A 7,626-nucleotide genomic window follows, 5' to 3' on the forward strand; every position below is an offset into this window, starting at 1 on the left:
CGTTCGTGTTCGCCAATGTGGATTCTCGGTGGATCTCAATGTGTGATCACGACGCTGGACCTGCCTTCACCACCCTGAGGCCCTTGGGCGTAGCTCCTTCTCATCCGCAGGAGGCACAGATGTCCCGTCCCCAATCCCAAGCCGAGTACCTGGCTCGGCTCGTACCGCCCTCAGTCGCCGGCATCAACCGACGATCGTTGCTGGCCGGCGCGGCCGGCACGGGCGCGCTGCTCGGCACCGGCCTGCTCGCCGGCTGTGGCGACGACTCCGGCTCCGGCGGGTCCAGCAAGGACGTGTCGCTCGGCTCGAACCAGTCCGACCCGAAGCCGAAGGACGTCGTCGTCAAGGTCACCGACGGCTTCAAGACCTCGTCCGGTGTGCAGGTCGCGATCAACACGGTCGACCACAACACGTTCCAGGAGAACATCAACAATTACCTACAGGGCAAGCCGGACGACGTGTTCACCTGGTTCGCCGGCTACCGGATGCGCTTCTTCGCTCAGAAGGGCCTGGCCAGCGACATCAGTGACGTGTGGGGCAAGCTCTCCGGCTACTCGGAGGCCTTCAAGAAGGCATCGACCGGCGACGACGGCAAGCAGTACTTCGTCCCGGCGACGTACTACCCGTGGGCCGTCTTCTACCGCAAGTCGGTGTGGCAGCAGCGCGGCTACCAGGTGCCGAAGACCATCACCGAGTTCACCGACCTCGGCGCGCAGATGAAGAAGGACGGCCTCATCCCGATCGCCTTCGCCGACAAGGACGGCTGGCCGGCGATGGGCACCTTCGACATCCTCAACCTACGCATCAACGGCTACCAGTTCCACATCGACCTGATGGCCGGCAAGGAGGCCTGGACCTCCGACAAGGTCAAGAAGGTCTTCGATACCTGGGCCGGCCTGCTCCCCCTGCACCAGCCGGACAGCCTCGGTCGCACCTGGCAGGAGGCCGCGCAGTCGTTGCAGCAGAAGAAGAGCGGCATGTACCTGCTCGGCCTCTTCGTCGGCCAGCAGTTCAGCAACGACGAGCAGGACGACCTCGACTTCTTCACCTTCCCCGAGATCGACCCGGCCATCGGCGCCAAGGCCCTCGACGCGCCGATCGACGGCTACATGATGGCCCGCAAGCCCAAGAGCGAGGACAACGCGCGCAAGCTGCTGGAGTACCTCGGTGGCAAGGCGGCCGCGGACATCAACCTCAAGAACGACCCGGCCGTCCTCGTCGCCAACAGCGGCGCGGACGTCAACGGCTACACCGCGCTGCAGAAGAAGGCCGCCGAACTGGTCGGGTCGGCCACCGAGATCGCCCAGTTCCTCGACCGCGACACCCGGCCGGACTTCGCCTCCACCGTGATGATCCCGGCGATCCAGCAGTTCATCAAGAACCCCAAGGACATCGACGGCCTGACCTCGTCCATCGAGAACCAGAAGAAGTCGATCTTCACTGACTGACGGCGGAAGGGGGAGGACATCGTGTCCGACCTGCCCCTGATCCAAGCGGATCGCGCCGTGCCGCCGCCGGCCACGACCACCTCCACGGGTGGTCGTCGTCGGCGGCTACGGCTCTTGTCCCGCACCGACCGCGTGGTCATCACGCTGATGGTGCTCGTCCCGCTGCTGCTCGTCACCGGGTTCGTCTGGTTGCCGGCGGCAGCCACAGTGCTGCTCTCCGGCACCAACTGGGACGGCATCGGCCCACTCAACGAGATCGAGCTCGTCGGCGCCCGCAACTACAGCGACGTGGTGAACATCTACCCGCCGTTCGTGCCGGCGATCCAGCACAACCTGCTCTGGCTGGCGTCGCTGTTCGTGGTCGCCACCCCGTTCGGCATGTTCCTGGCCGTGCTGTTGGACAAGGAACTGCGCGGCAGCCGCTTCTACCAGACCGCGCTCTACCTGCCGGTGGTGCTCTCGCTGGCGCTGATCGGCTTCGTCTGGCAGTTGCTCTACTCCCGCGACCAGGGGCTGATCAACGCTGTCTTCGGCAGCAGCATCGACTGGTACGGCGACTCGAACGTCAACATCTGGGCGGTGATGGTCGCCTCCGGGTGGAGGCACGTCGGGTACATCATGCTGCTCTACCTGGCCGGCCTGAAGGGCGTCGATCCGTCGTTGCGCGAGGCCGCGGCGGTCGACGGCGCCTCGGAGCGCAGGACGTTCTTCCGCGTCGTGTTCCCGGTCATGCGGCCCATCAACATCATCGTGCTGGTGGTGACCGTGATCGAGTCGCTGCGCGCGTTCGACCTGGTCTGGGTGGTCAACAAGGGCCGTAACGGGTTGGAGCTGATCTCCGCGCTGGTCACCCAGAACGTGGTGGGTGAGGCGAGCCGGATCGGCTTCGGCTCGGCACTGGCGACGATCATGCTGGTCGTCTCGCTGGTCTTCATCACCATCTACCTGGCGACCGTGATGAGGGAGAACCGGCAATGAGCACCGCGACCGTCACCCGGCGTACCGAGGGCGGGGCCGACGCGCCGCCGCCCCGCCGCAAGCTGACCCCGTTACGGATCCTGCTGCACGGCTTCCTCATCGTCGTCTCGCTGGCCTGGCTCTTCCCGATCGCCTGGGCGGTGCTGACCTCGCTGCGCTCGTACGACTACACCGCCGCGAACGGCTACGTCTCGTTCGGCGGCTGGACCTTTGACAACTACGTCACGGCCTGGCGGACGGCGGAGTTCGGACAGCACTTCCTCAACTCGGTCTACATCACCGTGCCGGCGGTGCTGCTGACCCTCTTCCTCGCGTCCTGCGTGGCGTTCGTCATCGCCCGGTTCAGTTGGAAGCTCAACCTCGTCCTGCTCGGGGTCTTCACCGCGGCCAACCTGCTGCCCCAGCAGGCGCTGCTCATCCCGCTGTTCCGGCTGTTCACCGAGGTGCCGCTGCCGGAGTTCATGAGTGACTCGGAGCTGCTCTACGACAGCTACTGGGGCCTGATCCTGATCAACGTGGCATTCCAGTGCGGTTTCTGTGTCTTCGTGCTCAGCAACTACATGAAGGCGCTGCCCCGTGACCTGTACGAGGCGGCGATGGTCGACGGGGCGAGCATCTGGCGACAGTACTGGCAGGTCACCATGCCGCTGTGTCGGCCGGCCCTGGCCGCGCTGGCGACGCTGGAGGTGACCTGGATCTACAACGAGTTCTTCTGGGCCACCGTCCTCATGCGCACCGGCGACAAGTTCCCGGTGACCAGCTCGCTCAACAACCTGCGCGGTGAGTTCTTCACCGACAACAACCTGGTCTCCGCGGGCAGCGTGCTCGTCGCGATCCCCACCCTGGTGATCTTCTTTATGCTCCAGCGGCACTTCGTTCGGGGCCTGACCTTGGGAGCATCCAAAGGATGACGATCCTGCACCTGCGCCGCGCGCGGACCAGCCTGGTGCTCGACGCGCGCGGCCCGGGGCTGCCCCGGGTCGTGCACTGGGGCGGCGACGTGGGCGCGCTCGACGACGACGACCTGCGCCAGCTCTGCGACGCGACGGTACCGCCGGTGGTGCCGAGCAGCTTCGACGAGCCGACAGTGCTGTCACTGCTGCCGGAGGCGAGCGCCGGCTGGAGCGGCCGACCAGGTCTGGCCGGGCACCGCGACGGACGAGACTGGTCCACCGCGTTCCGACTGGACGGGTTGGACGTGCACGACACCGGGCCGGGCGGGGCGCTGCTGACCGTGCGGGCGTCGGACCCGGCCGCCGGGCTGACAGTGACCATCGAGATCACGCTCGACCCGTACGGCCTGCTGACCGTTCGGCACCGGCTGCGCAACGACGGCGACAGCGCGTACGAGCTGCGGGAGCTGACATCGGCGCTGCCGGTGCCGGCGGTCGCCACCGAGCTGCTCGACCTGACCGGCCGATGGTGTCGGGAACGGTCCCCGCAGCGGCACCCGTGGCAGCACGGCACCTGGGTCCGCGAGGGCCGGCGCGGCCGTACCGGGCACGACGCCACTCTGCTGCTGGTGGCCGGGACCGCCGGGTTCGGCTTCGGCCATGGGGAGGTCTGGGCGGTGCACACCGCCTGGAGCGGCGACCACGTCACGTTCGCCGAACGTCGGCCCACCGGCGAGTCCACAGTGGGCGGCGGCGAGCTGCTGGCCCCCGGAGAGGTCCGGCTCGGTCCTGGCGAGTCGTACGAGACTCCCCTGCTCTACGCGGTCTGGTCCGACACCGGGCTGGACGGGCTCAGCGACGTGCTGCACAACCACCTCCGGGCCCGCCCCGGGCACCCGCGCTCCCCCCGTCCGGTGACCCTCAACGTCTGGGAGGCGGTCTACTTCGACCACGACCTGGACCGGCTGCGGGCGCTCGCCGACCGGGCCGCGCAGATCGGCGTGGAGCGGTTCGTGCTCGACGACGGTTGGTTCCGGGGCCGGCGCGACGACACTGCCGGGCTCGGCGACTGGTACGTCGACGAGGGCGTCTGGCCGGACGGCCTGCAACCGCTGATCGAGCACGTCACCGGCCAGGGCCTCCAGTTCGGCCTCTGGGTCGAGCCGGAGATGGTCAACCCCGACTCGGACCTGTTCCGCGCGCACCCCGACTGGGTGCTCGCCGTGCCGGGGCGGCTGCCGCCGGCCTGGCGTCACCAGCAGGTGCTCGACCTGGGCCGCCCCGAGGCGTACGACTACGTGCGGGAACGTCTCGACACGCTACTCACCGACCACCCCGGCATCCGGTACCTCAAGTGGGACCAGAACCGGGACCTCACCGAGGCCGGGCACCACGGCCTCCCCGGGGTGCACGGGCAGACCCTGGCGGTCTACCGGCTCTTCGACGAGTTGCGCGCTCGGCACCCGGGCGTCGAGATCGAGAGCTGCTCGTCCGGCGGAGCCCGGGTCGACCTCGCCATCCTGGCGCGTACCGACCGGGTCTGGGCCAGCGACTGCAACGACGCCCTGGAGCGGCTCAGCATCCAGCGCTGGACGGGGCTGCTGCTGCCACCGGAGCTGATCGGCACCCACATCGGCCCGGAACGCTCACACACCACCAACCGCGTACACGACCTGGGTTTCCGGGCGGCGACCGCGCTCTTCGGCCACCACGGCATCGAGTGGGACATCGCCTCGATCAGCGCTGCCGAGCAGACCGAGCTGGCCGCCTGGGTGGCGCTGCACAAACGGCTGCGCCCGCTGCTGCACGCTGGTCGGGTGATCCGGGTCGACCACCCCGACCCGGCCGTCTGGGCGCACGGCGTGGTCGCCCACGACAACACCCGAGCGGTGTACGCGGTGGCCCGGCTGACCACATCGGTGACGCAGGTGCCCGGCGCCGTGCGGCTGCCCGGCCTCGACCCCGGCCGGCGGTACCGGGTGCGACAGGTGTCGGGCGTACCGGGCCCGGCGAGCATCCACCTGTCCCCGCCCACCTGGCTGGCGGGTGGTCTCACACTCAGCGGGGCGGCGCTGGCCCGGGTGGGTGTGCAACTGCCCGCCCTGCACCCGGAGCAGAGCCTGGTGCTGGAAGTCGACGCCGTCGGCTAGAAATTTCTTTGCTCGGGGTGTCGAGAACGGCGGGGCCGGCTTCTACCTCAGGGTGAGAGCACCGACGACGGTGCCCAGGCGTGAGGAGCCAACAATGAAGTACATGCTGCTGATGCAGTTCAGCGCCGCCGGGACCGACTTCCCGAGCATCGACACCTGGACCCAGGACGAGGTCCGGGCGCACATCGCGTTCATGGGCGAGGTCAACGCCAAGCTCACCGCCGCCGGTGAGTGGGTCGACGGGCAGGGTCTCGGCGGCCCGCAGCAGGCCCGGATCGTCCGCGCCGGTGAGGGCGGGGCACCGGTCGTCACCGAGGGGCCGTTCGCCGAGACGAAGGAGTTCCTGGCCGGCTTCTGGATCGTCGACTGCGAGAGCCCGCAGCGGGCCGTGGAGTTGGCCGCGCACATCTCCACGGCGCCCGGCCCCGGTGGTCGTCCGCTGAACATGCCGATCGAGGTGCACCCGGTGATGTCCGCCCCGGCACAGGAGCTGTGAGGGCTGAACACCGATCCCCGCATCGAGGACCTGCTGCGCGAGTTGGCGCCGCAGGTCCTCGGCGTGCTCAGCCGCCGCTTCGGTGACTTCGCCACCGCTGAGGACGCGGTGCAGGAGGCGCTGCTGGCCGCCGCCACCCAGTGGCCGACCGAGGGACTGCCGGCGAACCCCCGTGGCTGGCTGATCCAGGTCGGCTACCGGCGGATGATCGAGCTGGTCCGCGGTGAGCAGGCCCGACGCCGCCGGGAGGACCTGGTCGCCCGCCGGGATCCGGACGACCAGCGGTACTCGCCAGCCCCGGACGAGGAGTTGACCGCCGAGCGGGACGACACGCTGGTGCTGCTCTTCCTCTGCTGTCACCCGGCGCTCGCGCCGACATCGGCGGTGGCGCTGACCCTGCGCGCCGTCGGTGGGTTGAGCACCGCCGAGATCGCCCGCGCGTTCCTGGTGCCCGAGGCGACGATGGCGCAGCGGATCAGCCGGGCCAAGCACCGTATCCGGGTATCCGGGCTGCCGTTCCGGATGCCCGAGCCGGCGGATCGAGCGGACCGGTTGGTCGCCGTACGACAGGTGCTCTACCTGGTCTTCACCGAGGGCCACACCAGCACCACCGGCCCGGACCTGCGTCGCGTCGACCTCGCGGCGGAGGCGATCCGGCTGACCCGCGCGCTGCACACGCTGCTGCCGAACGACAGCGAATCAGCCGGGCTGCTGGCGTTGATGCTGCTCACCGAGGCCCGTGGACCGGCGCGGACCGGGCCCTCCGGCGAGCTGATCTCGCTCGCCGATCAGGACCGCAGCCGATGGGACGCGACGGCGATCGCCGAAGGCGTCGCACTGGTCACCCGGGCCCTACCGCGCGGGCCGGTCGGTCCGTACCAGGTGCAGGCCGCCATCGCCGCCCTGCACGACGAGGCGCCGAGCACCGAGCAGACCGACTGGCCGCAGATCCTGGCGCTGTACGAGGTGCTGGAACGCTTGGCCGCCAGCCCTGTGGTGGCCCTCAACCGGGCCGTGGCAACTGCCATGGTGCACGGACCAGCCGCCGGCCTGGCTGCCCTCGACGCGTTGACGGACGACCCGCAGTTGGCCGGACACCACCGGCTGGCCGCCGCCCGCGCCCACCTGCATGAGATGGCCGGTGACCAGGCCCGCGCGGTCGCCGACTATCGGATCGCCGCCGCCCGCACGAGCAGCCGCCCCGAGCAGCTCTACCTGACGATGCGAGCAGCCCGACTGGCCGCCCAGCCCGGGGACTGCCCGCCTCGCGGGTGGTCGCCGTGACGAGGGCCCGTTTGGGTGCGACGGCAGCAGCCTCACGCACCACGGCTGGCAATCTTGGACAGTTTCCGTCAGCACGAAACGGAAAGTGTCCAAGATCTACCCTGCCGGCTCCTTCGCACGCCCCTGCCGGCGTCGCCGGCTTGGCCGGGACCAACGGGCGGTCCAGCGCCCCTCACTCGACGCGGATCAGCGGGCGGGTGTGTGCGGGGACGCCTTTGGAGTTGATGCCGTAAACGATTCATCCATGGCCTGAGCGCCGGGGCGACGCCGCCCGGCGGCGCGGCGGCCCTGCGCGGCGCGGCGCGGCGGCCCGGCGGGGCGCGGCGCGGCGGCCCGGCGCGGCGCGGCGCGGCGGCCCGGCGCGGCGAGGCGCCAGG

6 protein-coding genes are annotated in these 7,626 nt (G+C 69.8%); all 6 read left to right on the forward strand.

Annotated features, from left to right (window positions below; genetic code table 11):
* The first annotated feature begins 119 nt into the window (after positions 1 to 119).
* The 6 genes from AB0B48_RS15835 to AB0B48_RS15860 all read left to right on the forward strand — a co-directional run bounded on the left by AB0B48_RS15835 (position 120) and on the right by AB0B48_RS15860 (position 7,249).
* The gene (locus AB0B48_RS15835; RefSeq protein WP_357201524.1) at positions 120 to 1,448 is read left to right on the forward strand and encodes an ABC transporter substrate-binding protein; all 1,329 of its coding nucleotides are present in this window, start codon (positions 120 to 122) and stop codon (positions 1,446 to 1,448) included.
* A 21-nt stretch (positions 1,449 to 1,469) separates the two neighbouring features.
* Complete coding sequence (locus AB0B48_RS15840; RefSeq protein ID WP_357201527.1) at positions 1,470 to 2,426, forward strand: sugar ABC transporter permease; 957 nt, start codon at positions 1,470 to 1,472, stop codon at positions 2,424 to 2,426.
* Positions 2,423 to 3,337, forward strand: coding sequence for a carbohydrate ABC transporter permease (locus tag AB0B48_RS15845; protein ID WP_355007034.1), 915 nt, complete (start codon positions 2,423 to 2,425; stop codon positions 3,335 to 3,337). The genes AB0B48_RS15840 and AB0B48_RS15845 overlap by 4 nt, the downstream gene beginning before the upstream one ends.
* Entirely contained in the window at positions 3,334 to 5,469 is a 2,136-nt protein-coding gene (locus AB0B48_RS15850) for an alpha-galactosidase (protein WP_357201530.1), read from the forward strand. The genes AB0B48_RS15845 and AB0B48_RS15850 overlap by 4 nt, the downstream gene beginning before the upstream one ends.
* 94 nt (positions 5,470 to 5,563) lie before the next feature.
* The gene (locus AB0B48_RS15855) at positions 5,564 to 5,965 is read left to right on the forward strand and encodes a YciI family protein (RefSeq protein ID WP_210786655.1); all 402 of its coding nucleotides are present in this window, start codon (positions 5,564 to 5,566) and stop codon (positions 5,963 to 5,965) included.
* Positions 5,966 to 5,968: 3 nt separating this feature from the next.
* Positions 5,969 to 7,249 carry a sigma-70 family RNA polymerase sigma factor gene (locus tag AB0B48_RS15860; protein WP_357201540.1) on the forward strand — a complete coding sequence of 427 codons (1,281 nt, stop codon included), beginning with the start codon at positions 5,969 to 5,971 and terminating at the stop codon, positions 7,247 to 7,249.
* Positions 7,250 to 7,626 lie beyond the last annotated feature (377 nt).

The organism is Micromonospora sp. NPDC049089 (genome assembly GCF_040648775.1).
Lineage (GTDB): Bacteria > Actinomycetota > Actinomycetes > Mycobacteriales > Micromonosporaceae > Micromonospora.